The following is a 24003-nucleotide window of genomic DNA, read 5'->3' as shown; positions in this document are numbered from 1 at the left end:
CGATTCCAAGAATCAGATTCGTGATCAGATCGTTGATCAATTACGAAAAGAAAGAATCATAAAATTCGGAATCGACCTATTAGTTATTATCTTCTTGGCCATCTCTCTTGTAGGTTTTATTTTGAGATCAGATTTTTAGTTCTTTAAGATGTGGATATCCACCAATGTTCTCGGCAGGTATTCCCTTCTTTTTCAGAATTTCGATAGCTCTCTGTGCTCTAATTCCAGACTGGCAGTAGATCAGAATTTTCTTATCTGAAGGAATGCCTTCGAAGTCGTTTTCAAGGCTTCCCACCGGCATGAGTTCAGCTCCGGAAATATGACCTTTATCAAACTCATCCTTTTCCCTTACATCAATGATAAAGACCGAGTCGGATTTTAGTCTTTGCTGAAGACTAATATCATTTTTGATTTTCATATCAATGGAACCCAAACTCCAAGAGGTCCCATTGATGTCTGTCAAGCGAAGGGAATACTCATTAGAAATTTTCTTATCCAACTTTAACGAGATCTGTGCCTTGGCCCCCAGTGGAGCGAGAAGAGAAAATTTGTCCTGCTTAATTTTAGCAATATATTTATTTTGAATTTGAATCTTAGAATCTTTCCACTGCTCCCCTTCGATCTTATAAAGAGGCTCTTTTTGGCTTAAATCAAGAACTTCCAGACGATAGACAAAAGATCCATATACATCCACCCCTTCAGTCCTCATAAGATCAAAAGTAATCACATCATTAGCATACGCAAGATTCGTGATTTCAAGCTTAGGGTTTACTGATTTATTATGCAGTTTTCCCCAGACTCCACCATGAAAGGCCTGATTGGTGGCCAGAGAGATAAAAAATACAATGAGAGAACTTGTGATGATCAACTTTGGCCTGAAGTAACTTGTAAGAAAAGACAGATCTAACTTTTTAAGTTTAAGAGCATGATCCAACGAGTATTCCCCGCCTCCTGTAAAAAATAAGCTCAGTCCTCCGGCCATTCCTAGAATACCAATTTGCCACTCATCCAAACAAGTTGTTCCGAGCCAACCAGCACTTAAAAGAATTCCGAGAGCAAGACCAATAACACCCAGACTTGTTAATCTTGTGAATAGCCCTAGCATAAGAAGAAGGCCGATAACTCCTTCCACTATAGTAAATACAGTCATGGTCCACCAGAGAAGATCAGGATGGGTCAAAAGATATTCAATGGGTCCTTTGATCAAGAGAGCATTAGGAAAGAAATGATTAAATTTCTCTCCAATGTATCCAACCGCCTCGGGATCCAGCTTATTCTCCAGGACGAGTCGTCTCCAGAACGCGGAAAAGTAAGTCCATCCGACAACCAGTCTTAATGCTAAAGAATAATTCATAGTGATCCCCCAAATTCTATTCAAGTTAACACTTGAATAGAATTTGAGTCAATACAAAAAGTATGTTACCCTGACACCATGAAATCATTAAATGAAAGAAAAGATAGTTATTTTGAAGAGAAGGCCATCTTCTTTAAGCTCTTAAGTTCTCCGATTAAATTGAAAATTCTTCAGTTTATATCTTTTTCACCAAGGACAGTTGAAGAGTGTGCGAAGAAATTCAATCAATCCATTCAAAATATGTCGCTGCACTTGATTTCACTTCATAAAGCAAATATTTTGAGCGTTAGTAAGGTGAAGAACTTTCACTTCTATTCCTTGGACGATGGCCAGTATTTCGACTTGGTTAATTCAGCGCTGGCGCTTGATCAACAATCTCTCCTCTCAGAGGACCTTTTGTTTGACTGCACGCTGGAATCCCTCGCCAAAGACATTAAATCAAAGAAAATTAACCTGATTGATCTACGGTCTCATGATGAAATAGCTTACATTCCTTTGAACGGCACCTTTGCTTTTTCAGACAAGCTCAATGCATTTCCTGCATTTTTATCTGAATTACCTAAATCTAAAATGAATGTCGCTCTTTGTAAGGGAAGACTGTGTGAACGACTGGCAGAAGCTGTGTTGATCAGTAATCAAAACAGCTTCAATGTAAAAGGTCTTCCGTATTCTGCAAAAGACCTAAGAAATCTCCAGTCTCTATTAATTTGAGTTAAAAGGCCAAAAAGAAAATGATTTCTTGCTCTTTGCGGTCTCAGTGACCTTTGCCTCGGTAGGTTCAGACGTTGCGATTGCCGTAGGATACTTTCGATAAGTTTTAAGTTTTCTATAAGTGTCCTCGTAATCCACTGTCAGTTTGTCCTTCAAAGTGAAAGGCAAAGTAAAAGTGAGTTCATCGCTCAATGCTCGGGCAATCGACTGAGTTGGGATACCTGGTCTCTCATCAATGAGATTCAGCTTCTTAATATCAGGCGTGATTTCCCCAATCACTGTGCCTTTGTCAGAGTAAGCAGTAATTTCCGCGTTCAAATGAGACTCATTGAAAGAAAAAGGCAGCTCATCGCCTGCGATTTTATTAAAGAAGCCGGCAGGTACAAACTTCAAAGAGCCATGAATAGACCAAGGAGTGTCGCCATTTCCTTCATGGGTTTTACCTGTAAGATTAAGCTTCCCACCGTCGGCGATCACCGAAGTAAGACTAAATTCGGTTTTCTTATTAATCGAAAGTAGAGAGACTTCTTTTACTTTTAAGTTCACATCGTTCAGCTCAAGCACTGTTCGACTTTGATCTTCTTTCTTTTCAATAATGTTCAATTTACTGATCTTACCTTCAATGGCATCAAGGTAGAGGTCTTGCTTATGTTTTTCACCAACAGTCTTAATCCTCTCCATTTCGGAAGATAAATCTTTAGAAAGAAAAAGATCAACTTTGTCAGCAAAGACTGAGACCTTTTTATTTTGAGACATGAGAAGATCTGACCAGTTTAATTGAATGGTAAGATTAGGCGCTTCGAGCATCTCGTTGGAGGTCTTCGAATTGAAGATTTTCACATCTTTGAGGACCATTTGTCCTTTCCCAAGAGAAAGTTCCACATCTCGAACTGAGAAAGCATATCCTGCAGTGTCGTCACCCTTCTTATTGATCCAATCTTCAACGATCATTGGCCCAGTTAATTTTAAAACTGCTCCAATAATCACCAAAAGTAGGATGAGAAAGATATAGACCTTCCAGTATGATCCAGTGTTATTCTTCTTTTTTTGTCCGCCAATATAAAGTGTTCTCATGGTTAATATTGATAGGACAAAAACCTTGAAAGAATGTGGAAGATTGCCTTATGCCGCTTTCCTAATATCCTGGCCTTGACCTTGGGTAAAGGCCTCACCGGAAAATATCTCGGGCTTATCAGGAAAGTATTGCGAAAGGTTCTTTATCACAAAATCACGGGCAACTCTCACGGACTCATCAGCACCTTTTGCGTCCTGAAATATGCTCACAGAAACCAATGTGCTATCATCGGCAAACATACAGTAATAATCGACGAATCCCTTTAACTTCGAGATCAACGGAACAAATCCTTTATCAATCTTACTGCTAAGTTCTTGTTTGTTTCCTACATATTTGTATTTTCGCACGACTAGATACATACACGTCTCCTTTGTTTTGGCCTCTAAAGGAGAAATGCAAGAGAAGGACCACTAATTGAGTTCCGCTGATACCAGAATCATTCCGTAAGAAATCTGATATTTCCCGGTTCTGAAATCCTCATTAATAAATTGAACTATCTCAGATGTTTCAGGGTCATTTGAGGCCCTGCCACTCATGATGGAATAGCATTGAATTTCTTGCTTCAGATAAAGGGCAAGTTCATCTATGGGAATAGTTTGAGTAGAGAAAGGAATATTTTCGACGATGATATTTTGGAATTCTAATTTTTGAAGGAGAGGCAAAACGTTCTGCCCTCCCCTAGACTCTACTGAAATCTTAGAACAGAAGTCTTTAACTAGCTTGGTCAGTTTATCGAAAGTCTCATGCTGAGGTTCGCAGGTAAACTGCGACCAATCGAGGTCAATGATCCAAAATTTTGAGGGCCTTTTTGATTTGGTTTTGAATAGCTCCAAAATCTTTTGAGCGTTATCCACATGAAGTAAGAAATACCTCATCAAGAATCCATCAAACCGTGAAAAGTCGAACGTGCTTTCGCGAGAAAACATATCAACTTGAAATGCCTCGAAGTTTTGAGAAAGCTTACAACTATCAATACAGTGCTTACGTTTGTCGATTCCAACGAAATGAATGTTTGGATGGTCCTGGGCCAAACGGACCGCGAATGTTCCGTTGCCAGTGCCGACATCTAGAACTTGAGAGCACTCATTTAATTTATGGCGAATTAAGAAATCATGGTGTTCTGGATAGGAAATCTTAACTTGAAGATTTAAATGACTCTGAACAAATGAATCCAGCTCGGAAGACAACTTCATCTTTAAATCAGACCGAGGTCTTTGCCTTTTTTAAGGATCTCTTCCTTTTCTTCCTGTGACATATTCATGAACATGTCTTGGATTCGCTTCAATTCCTCTGGACTCATTTTAGACATCATCTCCTGAGCTTGCTTCATCATGTCTTCTTGTTTTGAAGTCGTTGATGTGGCCACCTGAGAAAAGATGATTTTATCTGGTCCAATCTGAGCATCAATATTGTGAGAAGCTTTTAACTCTTCCAGAACTTGGTTAAAGCTAAAACCTTTATTATCGGCCGCTTCATACATTTTTTCAGTCGGAAGTGATACGCGCTTTTGAGGGAAGCCATTCGTATTTAGGATCTTTAAAATATGATCAATAAATTCTTTCATAGAGCTTACGCTACTTAATAAAAATAAAAGCTGCAAGACCCAGATTAACTAATGCCATGACTAGCATCAACATCGTCATGATGCGATTCTTCTTAGATAGTTCCTGAAGCTGAATTTTGAGTTCAGGTAAATCAGTAACCTTCAACTCAACCTGCCCCAGTCTTTCATTCAGAGATCTAAAATCTCCCTGGCTCGCTTCCAGAACCGAAACGCGGCTTGCGACCTTATTAACTGAATTATTGATGTCATTAGAGAAATTGCTGATCTTATCAAGGCTTTCAAGAACAAATGTCGCCACTTTTGGAAGTGTCAGCATCTTCTTAAACCAACTCTGCTTAGAATAAGTCATGCTTACACTTGAATCAATAAAGACAGGTGAAATGACCTCAGGCAAGTAATCAGGTTCAAAGTCTTGCACCTCAGGGAAATTGAAATGCATATTAGACTGTGGGCCTTTAAAATCCTGATGAAATTGCATAAAACCTTCTAAATAGATTGATATAAGAATATTTTAGACAGGTTTCATGGCGGGGAACAAGAGAAAAGTGCCAGGTGTTAGCTGGCACTCAAATCGGATTATTTCACTTCAACGATAAACTGTTCTTTCGGACGGCGAACTTTTTTCAAATTCACAAGCCAGTCATTCTTAGCCTCACGATAACCAATCGGTAGCATCACTGCACTTCTTAGTCCGCGGGCCTTAAGATTCAGGATCTCATCCACAGCTTTAGGGTCAAATCCTTCCATCGGAACTGAATCCACTTTAAGTTCTGCACAAGCAACCATCGTCGTACCAAGTGCGATATAGGCCTGACGGGCAGCATGTTGGAAGCTTACTTCCGGGTCCTGCTGAGGATACATAGAAAGAAGTTTCTGGCGGTACGCCTCAAAGCCTTCGTTCTTAAACCCTCTTTCCTCATTCACAAGATCGAACATCCCATTAATTCTCTCCGGCGTGTACTGATCCCATGCTGCAAACACGAGAAGATGAGAACAATCTGAAACCATTGACTGGTTCCACGATACGGCTCTGATTTTGTCTTTGATTTCCTGATTTGTAATCACGATTACTTCAAACTGCTGAAGTCCACTTGAAGTAGGTGTAAGTCTCGCCGCCTCTAGGATCTTATCTACCTTATCAGCTGAAACAGTTTCTTTATTCATGGCCTTAGTGGCATATCGCCAGTTAAGTAATTCAATTAGATTCATCCAAATACTCCAATATTGTGACAATAATTATTGCATTATAATCTTGGAATTAAAAAATAGCAAGCGACAAATATTGTTGCCCTAACCACCCATAATTCCACAATTCCATCAGTCATAATCTTTTTTTACACAAAAAAATTTTCTGCTACTACAATGCAGAAATGATCATATTTATTATTTGTATTTTAGTTTTGATTCTCGCCTACAAATTCTACAGCCCCTTCGTCGAAAAACAGGCATGCATTGATCCCAATGCTGAAACGCCTGCCATTCGATTAGAAGATGGAGTTGATTATGTGAAGGTCAAACCACTCAACGCATTTTTGATTCAATTCCTGAATATCGCCGGTGTTGGTCCAATCTTCGGGCCAATCTTGGGAGCGGTATACGGTCCAATTGCTTTCGTTTGGATCATTCTCGGAAATATCATCGGTGGTGCGGTTCACGATTATTTCTCTGGTGTTCTAAGTCTTAAGGAAGGTGGTAAGAGTCTTCCTGAAATTGCGGGACACTATTTGGGAAAACATTTTAAAGCTTTGATGCTTCTCTTTACAGCGATGCTTTTGTTCTTTGTTGGTGTCGTGTTTATCATGAGCCCAGCAGGACTGATTAGTAATCTCGATGTTTTTAAAGATACTTTTCTTTCAAGCAATCAGCTGTGGGTCCTCATTATTCTGATTTACTACTTTCTCGCGACTCTACTTCCGATTGATAAAATTATTACTAAACTTTATCCGGCATTTGGCCTACTCATGGTGGTGATGACAATCTCAATGCTGATTGCTTTGTTTGTTTCAGCACCGATGCTTCCTGAGATAAAAAATATTTTCGCTTATTTCGATCATGCACAACACATGGGCCATGAGCTTCTTAATCGAGATCCATCTGCTCCACCGGTTTGGCCTCTTCTCTTTGTGACTATCACCTGTGGTGCTATTAGTGGTTTCCACTCAACTCAGTCACCAATCATTGCCAGATGTTTGACCAATGAAAAATATGCACGTCCGGTTTTTTACGGGGCGATGCTGGCCGAAGGTGTAGTTGCGGCCGTATGGGCACTGGCCGGAATCGCCGCATTCCCTGGTGGCTATCCCGAGCTTAAAGCTTTAATCGATCAAGGTGGACCAGGACTCGTGGTGAATCAAATCTCCACTTCATATCTTGGCTCATTTGGAGGAATCATGGCGATTCTTGCAGTGGCGATCTTCCCTATCACTTCTGGTGACACGGCCTTTAGGGCCCTGCGTTTAACCATCGTGGATGCATTCAAAATTCCTCAAAGCATGAGAAATCGCCTTCTCATCTCGATGCCGCTATTATTGATCGCCTACTTCATGACAAAGATTGATTTCTCATTAATCTGGCGCTACTTCGCTTTCTCGAACATGCTTCTTTCAACCAGTGTGTTGTGGTTAGCGACGAAATATTTATTCAATAAGAAGACGTTTCACTGGATTGTGAGTGTGCCGGCAATTGCAGGGACTTCCCTCACAATTGCCTACATCATGACCTCAGAAATTGGGCTTGGCCTTCCAGCGTCGGCCAATGATCCGATTGGAATTGGCTGTGCGGTGGCGTGTTCGGGCCTATTGATTTATTGGCACAAGAAAAAATACTAATGATGTGAAGAAGATTAAGAAAGAGCGCCTCTAAAAAAGTTCTTAATCTTCTCAAGCAGTCCCACTTTCTTCGCTTCTACCGGTGGAAGAGCGACCTCTGGAGGTATTTTGGGTGCAGATTGCTTATGAACTTTCGGATGCTGTTGTCTTCTTTGATCGTTCTGAGGTCTAGGTCTTCGCTTTTCACCTGGCACAGGTTTGGCCGGAGCAGGTTTTCCACGAAGTTTAGCAATCGCCGCAATCGCTTTATCATCTTTTCCAGGAATCGCGAAAGTTGAGGCATGTCCAGTTAACCCACGTCGGCCAGTCCGACCGATCCGGTGAATATAATCGGCCGCTTCCTTGGGAACGTCATAGTTCACAACATGGGCGACATCATCCACGTCGATTCCTCTTCCCATCACGTCGGTGGCGACGATAATACGAAATTTTCCGGATTTAAAGTCAGCGACTGCAAGTTCACGGTGTTCTTGCTGAAGATCAGAGTGAATGTAAGTCACATCCTGAATGCCTCGATGGTGAAGAAGTCGCGTGAGCTGGAAGGTTTTTTCTTTAGCATTCACGAAGACAAAGACTGTGCCTTTTTCTTCTGTAAGAATCTGCACGAGCTTTGAGAGCTTTCTTTCTTCAGGAAGCCAAAAGAGCATCTGATCAATTTTTGGCGTCGATTGCTCGGTCTTAGAAATAATCACCTGTTCAGGATTATTCATCGCTTTGCGGGCCAGTTTTTCAACTTGCGGAGCAAAGGTCGCTGAGAGCATAAGCGTTTGACGAGATTTAGGGATCTGTTCTGTAATGATGTCGATCTGTTTAGCAAAACCCATCTCAAGCATGCGGTCGGCCTCATCGAAAATCAGACACTGAATGAAATCCAACCACAAGTTTCCTCGCTCAAGATGATCACAGAGTCTTCCAGGCGTCGCTACGATGATATGAGGGCTTAAAGCAAGGGCCGCCTTTTCAGCATTCATATCGGCACCACCGATACACACGGCCACTTTCATGCCGAACGGTTCGCCAATTCTTCTGAAAATTTCTCCTGTTTGCTGGGCAATCTCCCTCGTGGGAGCAAGAGCAAGAATGTAGGTTCCATTTTTATTTTTAAACTTTTCAACGCTCGGAATGACAAAACTTGCGGTCTTTCCACTTCCAGTCTGAGAAGAAACAAGGACATCTTTTCCTTCGAGGGCCAGTGGAATTGTTTGAGCCTGTACATCGGAAGGATGGCCGTAACCAATTTCCTCAATAAGTTTGAGCATTTCGGGTGAGAGATCTAGGTCAGTCCAAGAGATTTTTGGTGTTTCATTCATATCCTACAACTTTAGCATTTTATTTAGGATGTAGCGACCCTCCAATTAGCTTTTCAATCTTTTCTAAATATTTTAACTCACTCTTGGTGCAGAAACTGTAAGCAAGTCCTGATCTGCCAGCTCGCCCTGTTCTCCCTACTCGATGAACATAGGCCTCAGGCTCAATAGGAAGATCGAAATTAATTACCATCGAGACCGTTTCGACATCAATTCCACGTGCCACAAGGTCCGTTGCGACCAGGATATTGATTTTACCGTCAGCGAATTGCTTAATGCACTTTTCTCGCTCAGCTTGCTTTTTATCAGAATGAATCGCCCGAGTCTCGATTGAATTTCTTGTTAAATACGTGGCCACTTCATCTGCTACGTTTTTGGAGTTGGTAAAAATCAAAACCGAGCCAAAAGCTTCATCCATAATGATTTGCTTTAGGAGTGGGAGCTTCTGATTGGCCTCACAGTGGTAAACATATTGTGAGATTTCCGAACTGATGGATGAGTTCCTCGTAACTTCAATGAAAGCCGGACTCTTTTGGAAGTTTTTTGAAAGTTTACGAATGCTTTCCGGAACAGTCGCCGAATACAAAAGTGTCTGACGACGATTAGGGATAAACTTTAAGATCTGTTTCAAATCTTCAATCAGACCAATATCCAGCATTCGATCGGCCTCATCCAGAACTAAGACCTCAATGCCGGTGAGTTTGATCAATTCTTTTTTTAGAAGATCCAGAAGCCTTCCAGGAGTCGCTACAATGAAATTTACGCCTTGATTAATATCCTCGGCTTGGTAGATGTGTTTTACACCACCGTAAATGGCAGTGGACTTCAGCGGACTTCCCTTAGCAAAGGCCTGAATATTTTCCTCGATCTGCATGCAAAGCTCACGAGTCGGCACCAGGATTAAAACACTTGGAACTTTCGTTATTTCCGAGTTCAAGAGATTTTCAATCAGTGGCAGGCAAAAAGAAGCGGTCTTTCCTGTCCCTGTTTGTGCCACTCCAAAGATATCTCGCCCTTCACGAATAAGAGGAATTCCCTCCCTTTGAATATCAGTCGCTTCAAAAAATTGAAGCTCTTCGAGATTTTGAAGAATCAAAGTATTTTTAATGAGTTCGTGAAAATAGGCCATGCTGGTTTATACGAAGCTTTGTGAGGAAAAGATAGCCAGAATAGGCCTAAAAGAGCTAAGAAATGACTATGAAAAAGACATTTAAACTTACTGACCCAAAGAAAGCCCCTGCACGCCAAGTTGATTTTGTAAAATACGAGATCAGCAAATACATCGCCCGTGAAAGAAGAAAGACCCTTAAAGAAGGGTCTGATTTTTGGGATTTTGACTGCAGATTTGGAAAAGAAAGCCATACATCACTTATCATTCACGTATCAGAAATCAATAAGTGTATTGATGGCGTGGTGACCGAAGGTGCTGATCACTTCTATATCGAGATTCTTGCGAAACCTGGATACAGAACTAAGAAGCCGGTTTAATCACCCACGTCTAGCGGCATCGATCGCGGCCACATCAATCTTTTTCATGTTCATCATGGCGGTGAAGGCACGTTTGGCCTCATCCCCACCACGAGCCATGGCCTCTGTTAGTGTACGCGGAGTGATTTGCCACGAAATTCCCCAACGGTCTTTGCACCAGCCGCACTGACTTTCTTGACCACCATTTTTCACAATGGCATTCCAGTATTTGTCTGTTTCTTCCTGATTATCGGTCGCGATTTGAAAGGAAAAAGCCTCAGAGTGCTTGAAGTAGGTTCCGCCATTTACACCTACGCATGGGATGCCTAGAACGGTGAACTCCACAGTCAGTACGTCCCCTGCTTTGCCTGATGGATAGTCAGTTGGAGCGCGATGAACTGCGCCGACGGAGCTATTAGGGAAAATTTCCGCGTAAAAACGTGCCGCTTGTTCAGCATCTTTATCGTACATGAGGCAGATTAAATTCTTTGGGGATTGCATATTGGTTATCCTTTCCAGCGTTCAGTTGCTTGTTTAGTTAACTGCTCTTCTAAATGAAGAAGTGATTCTTCTTTTGCTTTATTAATCGCCCTTTCCTCTTGTTTAAAGAAGAGCGGACGCTTCATCTTCCACTCACCTTCGGTTTCAGAACCTAAGTGAACGACGGAATCTCGTACATCCCATAGTACAGCCTGAGTGACAAAAGCACTAGTGACGGTATTTCCATTGGCAAAGAGCGTAGGAACAAGAACCACATATGATAATCCAGCGGCATTGAGATTACTTTCCACTTCGGCTTTACCTTGCACGATTAATAGAGCATCAGCTCCTTGTTGAGCGGCCATTGTTCGCAAAGCCTTAATGTCTTCAGTGCCGGCGGTGTTGATGAGTTCGAAGGAGCGCTTTACGATATTCTTATTATCGTCGAGCTTGTTCTGGAGAAATACTTTGTCTTCCCTAGTCCAGCGCCAGTCTTCTTTTTTGTCAGGCTGTTTGAAATAGATCGCGAGCTCGAAGGGTCTTTTGAGTTCGACTTTCTTGTTGGCGATTGAGGCCGTTTTGGAATCGGAGACAGAGTCGCCAATGGTTTTGTCCCACAGATCGAAGAGTCTTTGGGTGATTTCGTTTTTAAGTTTGTCTTCTTTCTTGGTGGTTGAGCAGCCGGTTAGTGCTAGGAGCAAAAGCAGAGGCAAAAGGTAGTTCATGGGGTCTCCTTCATGAGGAAAGGATCATAGAGGAAGTCAGGTCAAGACAAGGTATGGTGCGGATTTCAAACGCCAAGGTTAGCTTTATAGTCAATAAGCATCTGGGCAATTTCAATAATCTTCTTCCTGCCTTGACGGGAGACGGGAAGGCCCATTCGATCATCCTGAATATCTACTAAAAAATCTGCAATCTCATCTGCAGTCTTAGACTGTTTAAGCAGAGAGAACACTTCTGGCAAATAAGCTCGATATTCTGTTCGAGCAGCAGGGTCAAAACAAACGCCAATGGGGTCCCATTTATTGTATAGGACTTCATCTACATAGTTGTAGAGCGCTAAATCCTTAGGTGAAAGTTTTGTACCCATTATTTTATGCTGCTCGGTTTGATATTATTGCTGAATCCTTTATCCAAATGCCTTTCTCTCTCTTAACTACAATAATGTTACCTACGATTCCATTTTCCTGACTCCTCGGAATACTAAAGGATTATAGAGTTCAATAAATGACAGGCATCCATTGCTCTATCACGTGTATATCAATTGAATTAAGAAATCTTAAGTAAACTATAGAATCCCGAATCCGAAATGCGAATTATCGTCAAAACTTTCAAAAGGGTTAAACTTGAACTGGAAAAACATTTCTTTGGAAAAAGGCTTCATCAAACAAGAGCTAAATTTTAATGGCAACAAGGTAATTAACTATATCCCTCTATGCCAAGTCGATTCATTCGGAATTGTAAGCACTGAAAATAAAAGATGGCTTTATGCTGGTTTTTTCTTTTTGGCATGTGCCCTTATTATGGCGTTTGCACAAAGTTTTCAGGGAATGATGCTTATGGGCTTCGTGGCAACTGGTTTAATTTGTATCTACTTCATGACCAAAACTACCTGGTTTAATATCACCTCGAGCCAAACAAAGTTTTCAGTTCAGGTCTCGACGACGAAAGAAGAAATTCAAGCAGTAAATGCATTTATTGAAGAAATAAAGCACAACATTTGTGTATCAGAAAACATTCAAACATCAAAAGCGGCATAAGAATTTATCCCCCTTTCTCTTTTTTCGGAAGGGGGATATCAGAAAAAAAGAATTATTGGTCGAGTGGTCCATCAAGAAGACGGGATTAAAATCAGGAGAACATCGGGTGAAATTAACTAGAAAACAAATAGTTTTTACTAGCATTATTTTAAGTTTTTTCCTTATCGCTTTTACTCAGCTAACATTCTTTGTTGTTCCTCCTATCGGTGCTGTACCAGAGGGGGCCACTGTTTTAATCCTCAGATTGAATAATTCAGAGTTTATAGACAGCCCGGATTCGATGTGCGTGAGGATTCAGGGAAATGTGAATCTATTATGCCGAGGAATGGCATTAGCAGCCGTGGGAAAAAACTCTACTGTTCTCTTACGTCTACCTTATAGTGAATCGCTTTATCTAATATCAACTTCTGGCCAGTCCTACACAAATTGAATGATTCTCTAATCGTGGCTTCATCAGACATTTCTTGAAGTAATATTTCAGGAAAAGTGTGCTGGATCCTCAGTTTAAAGCTTTTCTCAATTTGCTTAAGAATTCTTAAAACCTCCTTTAATAAGCCAGTTAGACTTCAAATATTTAAATTAAGAAATATTATTTCAATCTTATTTCAAACAAGGTCGTAACAGCTGTCTGAAGTATCAAGGGAGGACTATGAAGACAATTACAGTAGCAATGCTTTTAATCTCATTCTCGGCGATAGCTGACAATTGGGTTAATGGATACCAGAGGCGAGACGGTACTTATGTACAGGGGCACTATAAAACAGAATCAAATAATACCCGAAATGATAATTACTCGACTCGTGGTAATATAAATCCATACACAGGTTCTTATGGAAATAAGCCTAGGGACTATGAGACAAACTATAATTACGGTTCAGGAACGAGAAGACGTCCATCCAAAACTGGCTGGTAAAAAAGTTAATGGTGGGGATATTAAATATCCTCACCATTATTGTATTTATTTTTTCTCCGAGTTCTCAATATACTTCTTAAAATCTTTTTCAGAAGTCGAAATTCCTATTATAGGTTGCTCAGTAAATGCAGAGATTGTGCAATGTCCTTCTTCGTTCTGCTTATAACATGTATCCTTCCATATTCTTCCAGTTTGGGTATCCAATAATACTGAGTCGGCCCTTATTGAAGGATGAAAAATAACAATAAACCTCCCATCCTTCGCAAACGTTGACACTGAAAACAATGTTACAAGGGCCGTAAAAATTAATTTCATAAAAACTTCTTTTCAAAATGTTGTTCTATCTTCATTTGTAACAATGGAAAGAATTATTTCAATTTCTCGAATGCAGAAAGCATATCCTTGATTGCCTGACGCTCAGCTTTTGTTATCTTTCTATCTCGTCGATACTGACTTCCTATGAAACGCATTTCTGTAGAATTTCCATTTGCCAAAAGAGTTAATAATCCCATTTCATTTTCATTTACTTTCACATCTATCCATTCCCAAACACTTCCACTTGAATTATCTCTTTTGACTTCATATTTATTGAAGGGATAATCTATTACCGTACCATCTATAAGAAACTTAACTCCTTCTAAAAAGAGCCAATCATCACCATAATAACGAATTTTCATTCTCAACCAGTAAGAATCCGTAGTTGATCCCATGTAGAGCATCATCCTGGAATCGTAGGTTTCCTTGTCTCTTTTTGATTCATACCAAGTTATTCCTTCCATCTTGTCTCGACTTTTGCTGAATCTCTTTAAAATTGAAACTTTCTCAGCCTCAGTTAGAGCGGGTTTAGGAGGGAGGATCGTCTTGACCTCCACAGGGGCCTTTGAAGCTACACCTCTATGTCCATCGTGACCAATTAACCCGTTTAATAATATTAGAAATACAAGAACTCCGAGAATCCAATAGATCCAAGAACCTTTCCTCGGATTCAAGTCCTGTCCTTCAATATGAGTATTGTGATTCACACTCACTTCCTGAATTTGTACTCCACAATTTTGGCAGAATTTAGCATTAAGACTGATGCCGCTATGGCAGGCATGGCAATTCACAAAAGACCACCTTTAATATTTATAATTCTTTGATCCAGTTATCATCTTTGGAAAGTTAAATGACATTATTCTAATTTTGATATGACCACTATTCGGCTTTACATCTTAATACTTGGCCAAAGATTTCTCAAAAAGAGCAATTTATGTGATGTATAGGAGTCCAATTGGGTTATGAAAAAAGCTCTGGGACATGGCCTACTCGAAATTCTTAAGTCATGATATTGCCATGAACTACTACAAGGCCATAATTCAATACGACGGAACCGACCGCATAGGCTTCCAATGGCAGGAAGGCATGCCCACAATCCAGGGTGACCTTAATCTCGCTTTAGAGCAGATCCTCCAGGCGAAAGTCACAACCAGGTCAGCCTCTCGCACAGACAAGGGTGTTCACGCCTTCGGTCAGGTGGTCAAGATTTCGACCGAAGATCCATCACCGCTTGATCCTGCACGATTGAATGCAGCTCTACCATCGCACATCCGATGTCTCGCTATCTCTCCATGCGCGGGAGACTTCATCCCGTCTGTCGATCAAACCTCGAAAGAGTATCGTTACCTCTTCACGAATACGCCTGGAGTTTCAGGCCAAGATCAGCGCTATATCGCACAGACCCCATATCCTCTAAACATCGATCACATGCAGACCTGCATCGACATGCTTAGAGGAAGAAACGACTTTCGAAACTTCTGGTCGATTGGCGGAATCTCTAACACAACAATTCGGGATATCTTGGAGTGCGACCTCGCACTGATCGATCCTCGTGAACTGTTCCAGGACACCCTATTTACCGCCGGACAAATCACTAGCTGCTGGCAATTCCGCATCGTCGGCAAGGGGTTCTTGAAACACATGGTCCGCCACCTTGTAGGCGCCCTCTGGATGGTCGGAAACGGCAGGCTCACGGTAGAAGACTTCTCAGGGCTTCTTCATGGAGAGCAGAAAGAGCAGCGGCCCTGGAAAAAAGCCGATCCGCGAGGACTTTATCTTTTAAAAGTGAGTTACGAATAATGAGTCGATTGAATTTTAAGCTTGAGGCCAAAGCATCAGGATCGCGCGCGCGAGCGGCAACATTCACAACTCTTCACGGAGAGGTGCAGACGCCGATCTTTATGCCGGTCGGTACCCAGGCCACCGTGAAAAACCAGACCGTCGAATCACTTAAAGTTGCCGGATCTAACGTTCTCCTAGCTAACACATACCACCTCCTCCTTCGCCCAGGCGCGGAAGTAATGAGGAAGTTCGGTGGCATCCACAAGTTCATGAACTGGGATCGTCCCGTTCTCACGGACTCCGGTGGTTTTCAAATTTTTTCGCTCTCCCATTCTCGCGAGATGAATGAAAAAGGGGCGCGCTTTCTGAGCTATGTCGATAATCGGCCGATCCTGCTCACACCTGAACTCTCGATCGACATGCAAAAGGCAATCAACAGTGACATCATGATGGTACTCGATCAGTGTATCGAATCCAATGCCAGCCACAAAGATGCAAAAGCCGCGATGGAACTAACTCACCGGTGGGCAAAGAGAAGTCTCGAGGCCCGTGGTGATTCTCGACAAAGCATGTTTGGGATTGTTCAGGGTGCCTGTCACGAAGATCTCCGTAAGCAAAGCGCTGATGTCCTGACAAATCTTAGAGTTAATGGTGAAGGCTTTGACGGACTTGCGATTGGCGGTCTAGCTGTCGGGGAGACGAAATCCGAACGAGAAGACTTCACAGCAATCGCAACTGAGATGCTTCCAGAAAATCTCCCGCGCTATCTCATGGGAGTCGGAACTCCCATCGACATCCTCGAAGCAGTTCATCGCGGGGTCGACATGTTCGACTGTATTATCCCGAACCAATATGCCCAGCGAGGAGTTGTTTTCACGAGTCTCGGGAATTTCCAGATGAGGCGCTCGGTGTACAAGTTCTCTGAAGAGAAGCTTGATCCGAATTGTGATTGCCTGACCTGCACCAACTACTCTCGTGCGTATCTTCATCATCTCATGAAAACTGATGAGCCTCTCGGTTGGCACCTACTCACCCTACACAACATTACTTTCTATCACTGTTTAATGCGTGAGATAAGAATGAATATTCTTGGCGGAACTTTTCTAGATTTTTATAACCGTAAGAGAAAAGAACTTGTCATGAGCGATGAAGAAAATCCCCCTACTCCAATGACTCCTGAGAAACCTTACAAAAAAGATAAACGTCTTCAGCTCGGAGATTACGAAGTCTATGATGGTGGTCGAGGATTTTCAAGCATACGCCAGAAGAGTTCCGGCGAAGTTATGCATTCTGTAAATCCTCCTCAAGAAGAAGCGCGCAATCTCTACGTGCTACCCGCTCGAATTGATGAGCGACTTAACGACCTTGATGAAGTCGTCATTTGGGACGTGGGCCTCGGAGCCGCCCATAATTCAATGGCGGTCATCCATGAATTTTTAAATAAAGATTTCAAGGGTAAGATCCGTATAGTGAGTTTTGAAAACGATACCGATCCTCTAAAACTTGCTTTAAGAAACGCACATCACTTTCCGCACCTTCATCACGCAGCTCCGCACGAACTCCTAAAGAACAACAAATGGGTCTCTCCTAAGGAGAATATTGGGTGGGAACTCTTTCATGGAGATTTCTCTCACACATTCCAGGGAGCACCAAAACCTCACGTGATTTTCTATGACCCTTTCTCTATCCATACCAATGTGGAGCTCTGGAGCGAGGAAGCCTTCGCCAGAATCTTTGAATACTGCCGAGGGAATGAAGTTCAGCTTCTGAACTACTCGGCATCCACTGCAGTTCGGGCCACACTCCTCGCAGTTGGCTTCACTGTTGGCTACGGACCAGCGACCGGCCCAAAGAGCACAACGACGGTTGCCTTCAACGAGGCAACTCTAGCGAAAAAGCTAGGAATGACTCTGCTTGGTGAAGAGTGGCTAAAACGATGGGAAAAAAGTGATGCAAAGGTTGCAAGGACGTTGAGTAAATCGGATGAGAAGGAGTTTGAAGAGAAGATTCGGGGACATGAGCAGTTTCGATAAAACTTCTTATACACATAGCCTCATTTTGTCCCAAAGCACAAAAACTATGCCCTTGAGGTTTTATCATTCTCAACAATTCTTACGGCTTAGGTCTTTAACCAAAAATAAGTTTTCTTATATAAAAAAGCTCACAAAATTCCCGAAATGCTACAACACCACTCAAAAGGGATAATATGAGCCTACAAAATGTAATGAGAAATTATGTCAGTCCTAGTTCATCCGATTTTCAGGATTTACTGACCCATTTGGAAGTTCACCATCCAAATCAAAATATGCACCTCAGAGACATTCAGTATAAAAACAAAAAGAGAACGCTTCGATTCCTGCATATGACTAAACTTACTTCTAATAATAAAATTGAAGGTCACATTGCGGGTCCAAATAATCTAACATTACATTATGAATTAGAGTTAAATGCAGGCAACGTTCTTTTCCATGTTCATAGCCACACAGGTAATTACAAAGATCTATATCGAATTGCAAAGAACCTCAATAAATGGTTAATCAAAAGAATGAGAAGCGAACAGGTTATTCGCCAAAAAATTAGAGTGAAGTATTCTAAAAATGAATTCTATCTGAGAAGGTCAACGCCAGGAATGCCCATTACACATCGAAATATTCAAAACGGTTTAGCTCAAATGGTATTCACTCAAATCTTTGCAAATACCGTGGGGCGCTGGGGATTTGAGATTTTGAATCCTTAACAATAAAGATAAAAGGGGTATTTGAATTTCCACAAGAACAAGGTTTTGAATAAAGCCCTCTAAATTCCTTTGTTGCAAAAGGAGTATCGGTCGAGAGTCTAGATCCACACTGAGTACAACTAGAGTCTTTCACTTTAAGACCATATATTTCACACCAATGTTCAGTTTCAACTATGGGGATGAGAAACTTTTCAATAAACATATTAATTAATCTATCACGTAGAACAAATTTGTAAAGGCCAAAGCTAAATTCTAAAGAATTCTTTAGAAAAAACTTTAGCAGTTTTATAACTAACAGAACTTATTAAAGTCAATTAGAACAACTTAGAAACAATAAATAATGAATCCTGAATCAAAATTGAAATTGTTGAGCGAAGAATTAAATAACATTCTAATGGAACAAGCTCCTGACTTTGGATCGCTATTTATGGGGAAGACGAAATTCAACTCATTCTATGAATTCGTTAAAAAATTATCTTCAATCCCACTAGAGTTTTATTTTGATGCTCTAACTGCCATCTTAAGTAGACAAGCTGATAAATACAGTGATCGGATATGAGGTTACTTTTATTGGTGGCTAGCACTCAGTATTTTTCTTCACAAATCTCCGATACATTTATCAAAGGGAACTTTGCCACATATGCTGGTTGATGTATATGGACAAGCACAGGTGGTAGGCAATGTCGGGCCTTTCAAAATAATTATCTATCCTAAAGACCATCATCCTCCACATTTTCATCTTAAAACCGAATATCTAAATCTAAAATTTACAATCCAGAATTGCGAATTAATAGGTAAAAAAAACAAATTTGAGATCATCAGATTTAAAAATAATAAGAGAGTGGCACATTCAAAACAAAGAACAATTAGTCGAAATATGGGAACACTATCAATGCTTACAATAAGAGACTCCTTTTTTTTCATCCAAGATGTCTAATTAATTTTTTGGATTTATTCAAACGAGTGTGATTGAAAGATGAAATTTGAAAATATTGGAAATTGGAAAAATTTTGTACCTGAAAATCTTCAGAAAGATAGACTCGCTTCTGCTCATTATGATCGGCTTCAAATGCCTCGCCAATTTTCCCTGGAACTGTAAAGGCTTCGTACCATTGATTGATGTAATTAATAAGTAACATTTCATCCAGTGTAGTTTTTGCCAATTCTGGGTGCTCCCGATATTATCAATGAATGATTCTTTTCAAGAATTTCAACAGAATTATTAAAGACTTCCGTAATGTCTACATACAAAGAAATTCTTTTCTTATTAGCTTTTCTGCTAAGAACTTATGGGTAAACATCCTATCAGGTAGAATTCTTTCGAGGACGTCCTTGCTAGATAACCAAAGTTTATAATGAGTTTTCACAATCAGAAGATTCTCTAAGCAATTAATTTAAGTCATCCTGCCCATAAATGCCTCCAGTCCCCTATAATATGGCTTCCATTTTTTTTCTAATTCACCTTTTCTTTTGGGCTTAAAGCTACTGACGTTACGAGAATATACCTTGTAGGATTAAGCTTGGTAATTTTCGCCAATTCTTCATTAATAATCTTAGACTTTAAGTTAGCAAAACCACTCTTTAAATAGTGCTTGCACTGAACAATAAATTCACCACCTTCCCCTGAGGCGAACCTTAAATCACTCTCTTGATCTTTTACTTCTTTAAAGGACTCAAGTCTTATCCCTAATTTTCGATTTAGCAGATCACCGGATAGTTTTTTGAAATCTATTGGATAGAGTGTTAAAAAATCATATGATATGTAGCTTAACCTTTTTATAATGCATATATGACTGTTTCATTATTCAACTTATTACTTAATCTCAAATATTCAGGACAAACTTGAATTAAATCTCTGTAAAAGTAATCGTTATGTTTGTCGCGGATCAAGTGAGTCAATTCATGATAAATCACGTACTCAATACATTCGATGGAAGCCGCGACCAACTTGGGATTCAAATGAATGACTCCATACTCTGTGCAACTCCCCCAACGTTTTTCCATCTTTCTTATTTTGAATACCGGAATTGTCGGGATTGCGAATTTACTCGTAAAGTTCCTTAGGCACTCTTCACTTATAACCTTAACTACTGATATTAGTTGTTCATACAACCACGAAGTCACTTGTTTTTCGGTTTCTGTGTAGTCCTTCATGTAGAAGGTTATTCTGTGAAGGTCTTTTTCAACATTGTAATCATTAGAGAGTTCAATTTTTAGGTAATATTGCTTTCCAAATAAATAGATTGATTCACCTGAAACGTATTGTCGCTTAGGCTGAATTTGAACATTATTAGACTTTTCTGCGACTTTCTCAATAATCCAGTTTTGACGTTTAAGAAGCACTTTTTCAATCTTATTAAGTGGAATATAGTCAGGAGCAGTAACTATCACCTGGCCTTTTGCGTCTACGGTAATCCCTAAGGTTCTTCTTTTTGATCTTTGGAGATTGTAAGCTATATGTCGGCCATCTAATTCAATACTGTTCATCTGTAATCCAATCGCTTCGCAATTAACATGAAATTTTCAGTCATCTCCTGCATGTCTTCATCGGAAAATGTGACATTGAAATTATCTTCCAGGAAGTAGAAAACCTCTACCTCAATAGAGCTAATGATCTTCTTTTCAATATCAGAACCTAGGTGCCAGTCCTTTACAGCGTATTTTTTTACGATGTCATCAACCTTTAACGCCAAATTACAGATCTTTTCATTTTCGATATTCGGAATTTTCTTTTTTACTGTTTCTAGGACTCGGTAGTAAGCCTTAGTTGTCTGATGTTCAGCAGCTTTCTCAGGAACATCATTCTCCAAGTCAATTTCAATACGATCACGTACATCTTGCATCATCTCTAGGTATTCAGCTTCAGTAATTCGACGCTCGCGATATTTCTCGTAAGCTTCTTCAATTACTTCGGATAGCTTCTTATAGAAGATAGGGTCCTCATCAAAATGCTCTGTGATGTGAGCTGAGGCTAAACCTCTAATAATATCGGCCCTTGCTCCCTCAGACTTCTTCTTAGTCTCTTCTTCAAATTTCTCTTTATCAAAGATATTAAACTGTTCAACAATCACTTTAGGAGGATCAGACTTAAGGTTTACATCAACTAGACGTTTAATATCATCTACATAGTCTTTGTAATTGATGCCATCAGGGTAACGTTCTTTGATTACTGTTCTAAGTTCTGCAAAATACTTATACTCGTCTTTGTACTTCTTCTTATCAGCTTCACTCGTCTCATAAGTCCACTGAGCAAAACCAAGTGCCAATTTATAGATATTGTGGAAGATTCTAAACTTCTGATAGAACTCTTTTCTTAGGTTCTCATCCGCAAGATAGCGACCAATCTCTTCATCATCAGTCATATTATTAATAGATGAAAAGTGATCTTTAAGAGCCTTAAGTACCTCGTCTAATTTAGCAGCCTCTTTAGCCTTATCAAACAATGTTCCTTTAATATCTTCTGGATCGTAATCAGCTCCTTCCATTTGACGGTAGAAGTCGATGGCATCATTCATATCATCAAAGATACCTCTATAATCAATTACAAGCCCTTCAGACTTTCTTGGATAAAGCCTATTAACCCTTGCTATAGCTTGAAGAACACTGTGTTCCTTAAGTCTTTTATCAATATATAGAACCGCATTCCTTGGGGCATCAAACCCAGTAAGTAGCTTATCGACAACAATTAAAATTTCAGGATCATCTTCTTTCTTGAAGTTGTTTACAATAGTTTCCTGATATTTCTTTTCGCCACCATATTTTTTCATAGCAGCATCCCAAAATTTGGCAACCTCAGGACGATCATCTTCATCAATCGTTTTACCCCCCTCTCGCATCTCTGGAGGAGAAATAACCAGCTCGACTTTCATTCCAAACTCTTCCAGAAACTTCTTGAAGCTTAGGGCCTCTCCCTTAGAGTTCGTTGCAAGCTGGCCTTTCATAAAGTCTTTTGTGGGTTCGCCTTCTGCTCGGAAATTTTCGCGATAGTGGTTTTTTATATCAAGAGATATTGCCCTAATACGATCTTCTGCCTTAAGAATCTCTTGCTCCATAGAAAAACGCTTTTTAAGAGCAGCTTTTTGGTCATCCGTTAAGTCTCTTGTCACACGATCAAACCAGCGATCAAGTTTTTCACGGTCCCCTTTTAACTCCCCCATTCTGCCTTCATACACGATAGGGCAGACAGCTCCATCATCTAGAGCATTTTCCATGGTGTATTTGTGAATGAACTCTCCAAATTGAGCTTCAGTCGCTTGAGCTACTTCCTCATTCTTTTTAACACGTCTAATCGGAGTTCCTGTAAAAGCGATGAATGCTGCATTTTTAAAGGTATTTTTCATTAATGCATGAGTTTCACCAAATTGGGACCTATGCCCCTCATCAACTAAAACGAAAATATTTTGAGACTCATCTTTTACTTTGTGAGTTTTTGCGACTGCATCAAATTTATCAATAATTGTTGTTAAAACAGTATAATCTCTATTTGCAATACGTTCTTTAAGGTCATCAGCTGTTTTTGCCTTATGTGGCTCCTCCCCACAATCTCTAAACGTGTCACAAATTTGCTTATCTAAATCCACTCTATCTGTGACAACGACAATCTTTGAATCTTGAAATTTGGGATTAGAACGTAAAGCCTTCGCAAGCATAACCATTGTATAAGACTTACCAGAACCTGTCGTATGCCAGATAACACCACCTTCTCTAGCTCCTTCCGGTTTAATATTATTCACCCTCTTAATTGCTTCTCGAACTGCGAAATATTGCTGGTGACGTGGAGCGATTTTCACTTCATTTTCATAAATAATGTAATTTTGAACTATATCAATTAGCCTATCTGGTCTAAATACAAAATAAAGAAGCTGATCTTGAGCGGTGATTTCTCTTCTTCCCTCATTCCACATCCGTTCCATAATTGCTCTTTCAGTAGGATGACGAAACTCAAACAACTTATCTTTAACGACTGAAGCAATATTTTTGTTAACAAGGATTTTTAATTCTTCCTCTTTGTTTTCGAAATAATCTTCTTTCCAAGTTCCCCAGAATTCCTCTGGAGTTCCTACTGAACCATATCTAGCTCCAGTACTTCCCGCCATTGCTCCTAAAATTTGCTGAAAGAGATAAAACTTAGTTATCCCATTTCGGTTTTGATTTCTAACATGCTGTTCAATTCCTTTTAAAACAGCATCATTAAGACCAGGTTTCTTGCACTCAATGGAAGCTAGTGGCATCCCATTAAGAAGAATGACGACATCAGGGATGTAGTGTTGCTTACTACCATTTCTTTGAACCTTAAATTCTTCGGTTACTTGAAATGTATTATTTGAAATATTCTTAAAATCAAAAAAATGGAGGTGGGCACTTTTTCGATCGCCTTCATGAAAGAAGGTCAAACCTTTCCCATTGATTAGGTGATAATAAAGGTCCTTATTATCTTGTCTTAGGTTATTGTTACTCCAATCTGCAATCTCTTTAATGGCATCATCAATTAAATTTTCTGGAAGTGGTAATTGCACACCTCTATGAGTAAATGAATTGATCTTTAAGAGAGATTTTTTAAGCGTATCTTTGAGTATGACAACATTTGTATCCCCACGCTCTTCAAAACAATCATTAGGAGTTATATAGTGATAACCACTATTAATGAGTAGCTTCACTGCTGGTATTTGCGAGGCTATTCTTTCCTTGAATAGATTCGAGTTCATATCTA

Annotated in this window: 25 protein-coding genes; 7 read left to right on the top strand and 18 right to left on the bottom strand. The window is 40.2% G+C overall.

Features of this window, described 5'->3' with window-relative positions; genetic code table 11:
* Nucleotides 1-127 precede the first annotated feature (127 nt).
* Nucleotides 128-1354, bottom strand: coding sequence for a TQO small subunit DoxD (locus tag ACJVC5_RS10955; protein WP_408095549.1), 1227 nt, complete (start codon nucleotides 1352-1354; stop codon nucleotides 128-130).
* A gap of 78 nt (nucleotides 1355-1432) precedes the next feature.
* Here ACJVC5_RS10955 and ACJVC5_RS10950 point away from each other — a divergent pair, with 78 nt between their 5' ends.
* On the top strand, nucleotides 1433-2065 hold the full coding sequence (locus ACJVC5_RS10950) for an ArsR/SmtB family transcription factor (RefSeq protein WP_408095548.1): 633 nt from the start codon (nucleotides 1433-1435) through the stop codon (nucleotides 2063-2065).
* On the opposite strand, the gene ACJVC5_RS10945 is transcribed toward ACJVC5_RS10950, so the two are convergent.
* The 6 genes from ACJVC5_RS10945 to ACJVC5_RS10920 all read right to left on the bottom strand — a co-directional run bounded on the left by ACJVC5_RS10945 (nucleotide 2057) and on the right by ACJVC5_RS10920 (nucleotide 5913).
* Nucleotides 2057-3139, bottom strand: coding sequence for a hypothetical protein (locus tag ACJVC5_RS10945; RefSeq protein ID WP_408095547.1), 1083 nt, complete (start codon nucleotides 3137-3139; stop codon nucleotides 2057-2059). The genes ACJVC5_RS10950 and ACJVC5_RS10945 overlap by 9 nt on opposite strands.
* Before the next feature lie 48 nt (nucleotides 3140-3187).
* Nucleotides 3188-3499 carry a hypothetical protein gene (locus ACJVC5_RS10940; protein WP_408095546.1) on the bottom strand — a complete coding sequence of 104 codons (312 nt, stop codon included), beginning with the start codon at nucleotides 3497-3499 and terminating at the stop codon, nucleotides 3188-3190.
* 51 nt (nucleotides 3500-3550) lie between these two features.
* Entirely contained in the window at nucleotides 3551-4333 is a 783-nt protein-coding gene (locus ACJVC5_RS10935; protein ID WP_408095545.1) for a methyltransferase domain-containing protein, read from the bottom strand.
* Nucleotides 4334-4335: 2 nt separating this feature from the next.
* On the bottom strand, nucleotides 4336-4704 hold the full coding sequence (locus ACJVC5_RS10930; RefSeq protein WP_408095544.1) for a hypothetical protein: 369 nt from the start codon (nucleotides 4702-4704) through the stop codon (nucleotides 4336-4338).
* A gap of 10 nt (nucleotides 4705-4714) precedes the next feature.
* Nucleotides 4715-5182, bottom strand: a complete 468-nt coding sequence (locus tag ACJVC5_RS10925) for a hypothetical protein (RefSeq protein ID WP_408095543.1) — start codon at nucleotides 5180-5182, stop codon at nucleotides 4715-4717.
* A 98-nt stretch (nucleotides 5183-5280) separates the two neighbouring features.
* A complete protein-coding gene (locus ACJVC5_RS10920; RefSeq protein ID WP_408095542.1) occupies nucleotides 5281-5913 on the bottom strand; it encodes an NAD(P)H-dependent oxidoreductase in 633 nt (210 codons plus the stop codon).
* 161 nt (nucleotides 5914-6074) lie between these two features.
* On the opposite strand from ACJVC5_RS10920, the gene ACJVC5_RS10915 reads away from it, so the two are divergent.
* Complete coding sequence (locus ACJVC5_RS10915; protein WP_408095541.1) at nucleotides 6075-7532, top strand: carbon starvation CstA family protein; 1458 nt, start codon at nucleotides 6075-6077, stop codon at nucleotides 7530-7532.
* 14 nt (nucleotides 7533-7546) lie between these two features.
* Here the strand turns inward: ACJVC5_RS10915 and ACJVC5_RS10910 are convergent, their stop codons facing one another.
* Both ACJVC5_RS10910 and ACJVC5_RS10905 read right to left on the bottom strand, forming a co-directional pair.
* Nucleotides 7547-8842 (bottom strand): DEAD/DEAH box helicase, encoded by a 1296-nt coding sequence (locus ACJVC5_RS10910; protein ID WP_408095540.1) that lies wholly within the window; start codon nucleotides 8840-8842, stop codon nucleotides 7547-7549.
* A gap of 19 nt (nucleotides 8843-8861) precedes the next feature.
* On the bottom strand, nucleotides 8862-9968 hold the full coding sequence (locus tag ACJVC5_RS10905; RefSeq protein WP_408095539.1) for a DEAD/DEAH box helicase: 1107 nt from the start codon (nucleotides 9966-9968) through the stop codon (nucleotides 8862-8864).
* A gap of 68 nt (nucleotides 9969-10036) precedes the next feature.
* On the opposite strand from ACJVC5_RS10905, the gene ACJVC5_RS10900 reads away from it, so the two are divergent.
* Nucleotides 10037-10327: a DUF6172 family protein gene (locus ACJVC5_RS10900; protein ID WP_408095538.1), complete on the top strand. Its 291-nt coding sequence runs from the start codon at nucleotides 10037-10039 to the stop codon at nucleotides 10325-10327.
* Here ACJVC5_RS10900 and ACJVC5_RS10895 read toward each other — a convergent pair whose 3' ends face one another.
* The 3 genes from ACJVC5_RS10895 to ACJVC5_RS10885 form a co-directional block, all read right to left on the bottom strand.
* Nucleotides 10328-10807, bottom strand: coding sequence for a VOC family protein (locus ACJVC5_RS10895; RefSeq protein ID WP_408095537.1), 480 nt, complete (start codon nucleotides 10805-10807; stop codon nucleotides 10328-10330). It abuts the gene before it with no gap.
* 5 nt (nucleotides 10808-10812) lie between these two features.
* Nucleotides 10813-11511, bottom strand: coding sequence for a hypothetical protein (locus ACJVC5_RS10890; RefSeq protein WP_408095536.1), 699 nt, complete (start codon nucleotides 11509-11511; stop codon nucleotides 10813-10815).
* A gap of 65 nt (nucleotides 11512-11576) precedes the next feature.
* Complete coding sequence (locus ACJVC5_RS10885; RefSeq protein ID WP_408095535.1) at nucleotides 11577-11876, bottom strand: hypothetical protein; 300 nt, start codon at nucleotides 11874-11876, stop codon at nucleotides 11577-11579.
* A gap of 256 nt (nucleotides 11877-12132) precedes the next feature.
* On the opposite strand from ACJVC5_RS10885, the gene ACJVC5_RS10880 reads away from it, so the two are divergent.
* A complete protein-coding gene (locus ACJVC5_RS10880; protein ID WP_408095534.1) occupies nucleotides 12133-12546 on the top strand; it encodes a hypothetical protein in 414 nt (137 codons plus the stop codon).
* A gap of 958 nt (nucleotides 12547-13504) precedes the next feature.
* Here ACJVC5_RS10880 and ACJVC5_RS10875 read toward each other — a convergent pair.
* Nucleotides 13505-13774: a hypothetical protein gene (locus tag ACJVC5_RS10875; RefSeq protein ID WP_408095533.1), complete on the bottom strand. Its 270-nt coding sequence runs from the start codon at nucleotides 13772-13774 to the stop codon at nucleotides 13505-13507.
* Between the two features lie 53 nt (nucleotides 13775-13827).
* Entirely contained in the window at nucleotides 13828-14481 is a 654-nt protein-coding gene (locus ACJVC5_RS10870) for a hypothetical protein (protein WP_408095532.1), read from the bottom strand.
* A 310-nt stretch (nucleotides 14482-14791) separates the two neighbouring features.
* On the opposite strand from ACJVC5_RS10870, the gene truA reads away from it, so the two are divergent.
* From truA to ACJVC5_RS10855, 3 genes are all read left to right on the top strand, one after another.
* Nucleotides 14792-15574, top strand: a complete 783-nt coding sequence (truA, locus tag ACJVC5_RS10865; RefSeq protein ID WP_408095531.1) for a tRNA pseudouridine(38-40) synthase TruA — start codon at nucleotides 14792-14794, stop codon at nucleotides 15572-15574.
* Nucleotides 15574-17589 (top strand): tRNA guanosine(34) transglycosylase Tgt, encoded by a 2016-nt coding sequence (gene tgt, locus ACJVC5_RS10860; RefSeq protein ID WP_408095530.1) that lies wholly within the window; start codon nucleotides 15574-15576, stop codon nucleotides 17587-17589. The genes truA and tgt overlap by 1 nt, the downstream gene beginning before the upstream one ends.
* Before the next feature lie 173 nt (nucleotides 17590-17762).
* On the top strand, nucleotides 17763-18293 hold the full coding sequence (locus ACJVC5_RS10855) for a hypothetical protein (protein WP_408095529.1): 531 nt from the start codon (nucleotides 17763-17765) through the stop codon (nucleotides 18291-18293).
* Nucleotides 18294-19213: 920 nt separating this feature from the next.
* Here ACJVC5_RS10855 and ACJVC5_RS10850 read toward each other — a convergent pair.
* The 4 genes from ACJVC5_RS10850 to ACJVC5_RS10835 all read right to left on the bottom strand — a co-directional run bounded on the left by ACJVC5_RS10850 (nucleotide 19214) and on the right by ACJVC5_RS10835 (nucleotide 23998).
* The gene (locus ACJVC5_RS10850) at nucleotides 19214-19432 is read right to left on the bottom strand and encodes a hypothetical protein (protein WP_408095528.1); all 219 of its coding nucleotides are present in this window, start codon (nucleotides 19430-19432) and stop codon (nucleotides 19214-19216) included.
* A 314-nt stretch (nucleotides 19433-19746) separates the two neighbouring features.
* Nucleotides 19747-20025 (bottom strand): restriction endonuclease, encoded by a 279-nt coding sequence (locus ACJVC5_RS10845; RefSeq protein ID WP_408099235.1) that lies wholly within the window; start codon nucleotides 20023-20025, stop codon nucleotides 19747-19749.
* Between the two features lie 44 nt (nucleotides 20026-20069).
* Nucleotides 20070-20780: a M48 family metallopeptidase gene (locus ACJVC5_RS10840; protein ID WP_408095527.1), complete on the bottom strand. Its 711-nt coding sequence runs from the start codon at nucleotides 20778-20780 to the stop codon at nucleotides 20070-20072.
* Entirely contained in the window at nucleotides 20777-23998 is a 3222-nt protein-coding gene (locus tag ACJVC5_RS10835; protein WP_408095526.1) for a type I restriction endonuclease subunit R, read from the bottom strand. Before ACJVC5_RS10835 ends, ACJVC5_RS10840 begins: the two co-directional genes overlap by 4 nt.
* Nucleotides 23999-24003: the final 5 nt, after the last annotated feature.

It is taken from the genome of Peredibacter sp. HCB2-198 (assembly GCF_045999315.1).
Lineage (GTDB): Bacteria > Bdellovibrionota > Bacteriovoracia > Bacteriovoracales > Bacteriovoracaceae > Peredibacter.
The sequence above is the reverse complement of the archived record's forward strand: the minus strand, read 5'-3'. Positions and strand labels throughout refer to the sequence as shown.

What these genes read in the sequence shown, in the direction of transcription:
- ACJVC5_RS10955 (WP_408095549.1), bottom strand. Translation starts at nt 1,354, where the DNA reads ATGAATTATTCTTTAGCATTAAGACTGGTTGTCGGATGGACTTACTTT.
- ACJVC5_RS10950 (WP_408095548.1), top strand. Translation starts at nt 1,433, where the DNA reads ATGAAATCATTAAATGAAAGAAAAGATAGTTATTTTGAAGAGAAGGCC.
- ACJVC5_RS10945 (WP_408095547.1), bottom strand. Translation starts at nt 3,139, where the DNA reads ATGAGAACACTTTATATTGGCGGACAAAAAAAGAAGAATAACACTGGA.
- ACJVC5_RS10940 (WP_408095546.1), bottom strand. Translation starts at nt 3,499, where the DNA reads ATGTATCTAGTCGTGCGAAAATACAAATATGTAGGAAACAAACAAGAA.
- ACJVC5_RS10935 (WP_408095545.1), bottom strand. Translation starts at nt 4,333, where the DNA reads ATGAAGTTGTCTTCCGAGCTGGATTCATTTGTTCAGAGTCATTTAAAT.
- ACJVC5_RS10930 (WP_408095544.1), bottom strand. Translation starts at nt 4,704, where the DNA reads ATGAAAGAATTTATTGATCATATTTTAAAGATCCTAAATACGAATGGC.
- ACJVC5_RS10925 (WP_408095543.1), bottom strand. Translation starts at nt 5,182, where the DNA reads ATGCAATTTCATCAGGATTTTAAAGGCCCACAGTCTAATATGCATTTC.
- ACJVC5_RS10920 (WP_408095542.1), bottom strand. Translation starts at nt 5,913, where the DNA reads ATGAATCTAATTGAATTACTTAACTGGCGATATGCCACTAAGGCCATG.
- ACJVC5_RS10915 (WP_408095541.1), top strand. Translation starts at nt 6,075, where the DNA reads ATGATCATATTTATTATTTGTATTTTAGTTTTGATTCTCGCCTACAAA.
- ACJVC5_RS10910 (WP_408095540.1), bottom strand. Translation starts at nt 8,842, where the DNA reads ATGAATGAAACACCAAAAATCTCTTGGACTGACCTAGATCTCTCACCC.
- ACJVC5_RS10905 (WP_408095539.1), bottom strand. Translation starts at nt 9,968, where the DNA reads ATGGCCTATTTTCACGAACTCATTAAAAATACTTTGATTCTTCAAAAT.
- ACJVC5_RS10900 (WP_408095538.1), top strand. Translation starts at nt 10,037, where the DNA reads ATGAAAAAGACATTTAAACTTACTGACCCAAAGAAAGCCCCTGCACGC.
- ACJVC5_RS10895 (WP_408095537.1), bottom strand. Translation starts at nt 10,807, where the DNA reads ATGCAATCCCCAAAGAATTTAATCTGCCTCATGTACGATAAAGATGCT.
- ACJVC5_RS10890 (WP_408095536.1), bottom strand. Translation starts at nt 11,511, where the DNA reads ATGAACTACCTTTTGCCTCTGCTTTTGCTCCTAGCACTAACCGGCTGC.
- ACJVC5_RS10885 (WP_408095535.1), bottom strand. Translation starts at nt 11,876, where the DNA reads ATGGGTACAAAACTTTCACCTAAGGATTTAGCGCTCTACAACTATGTA.
- ACJVC5_RS10875 (WP_408095533.1), bottom strand. Translation starts at nt 13,774, where the DNA reads ATGAAATTAATTTTTACGGCCCTTGTAACATTGTTTTCAGTGTCAACG.
- truA (WP_408095531.1), top strand. Translation starts at nt 14,792, where the DNA reads ATGAACTACTACAAGGCCATAATTCAATACGACGGAACCGACCGCATA.
- tgt (WP_408095530.1), top strand. Translation starts at nt 15,574, where the DNA reads ATGAGTCGATTGAATTTTAAGCTTGAGGCCAAAGCATCAGGATCGCGC.
- ACJVC5_RS10855 (WP_408095529.1), top strand. Translation starts at nt 17,763, where the DNA reads ATGAGCCTACAAAATGTAATGAGAAATTATGTCAGTCCTAGTTCATCC.
- ACJVC5_RS10850 (WP_408095528.1), bottom strand. Translation starts at nt 19,432, where the DNA reads ATGTTACTTATTAATTACATCAATCAATGGTACGAAGCCTTTACAGTT.
- ACJVC5_RS10840 (WP_408095527.1), bottom strand. Translation starts at nt 20,780, where the DNA reads ATGAACAGTATTGAATTAGATGGCCGACATATAGCTTACAATCTCCAA.
- ACJVC5_RS10835 (WP_408095526.1), bottom strand. Translation starts at nt 23,998, where the DNA reads ATGAACTCGAATCTATTCAAGGAAAGAATAGCCTCGCAAATACCAGCA.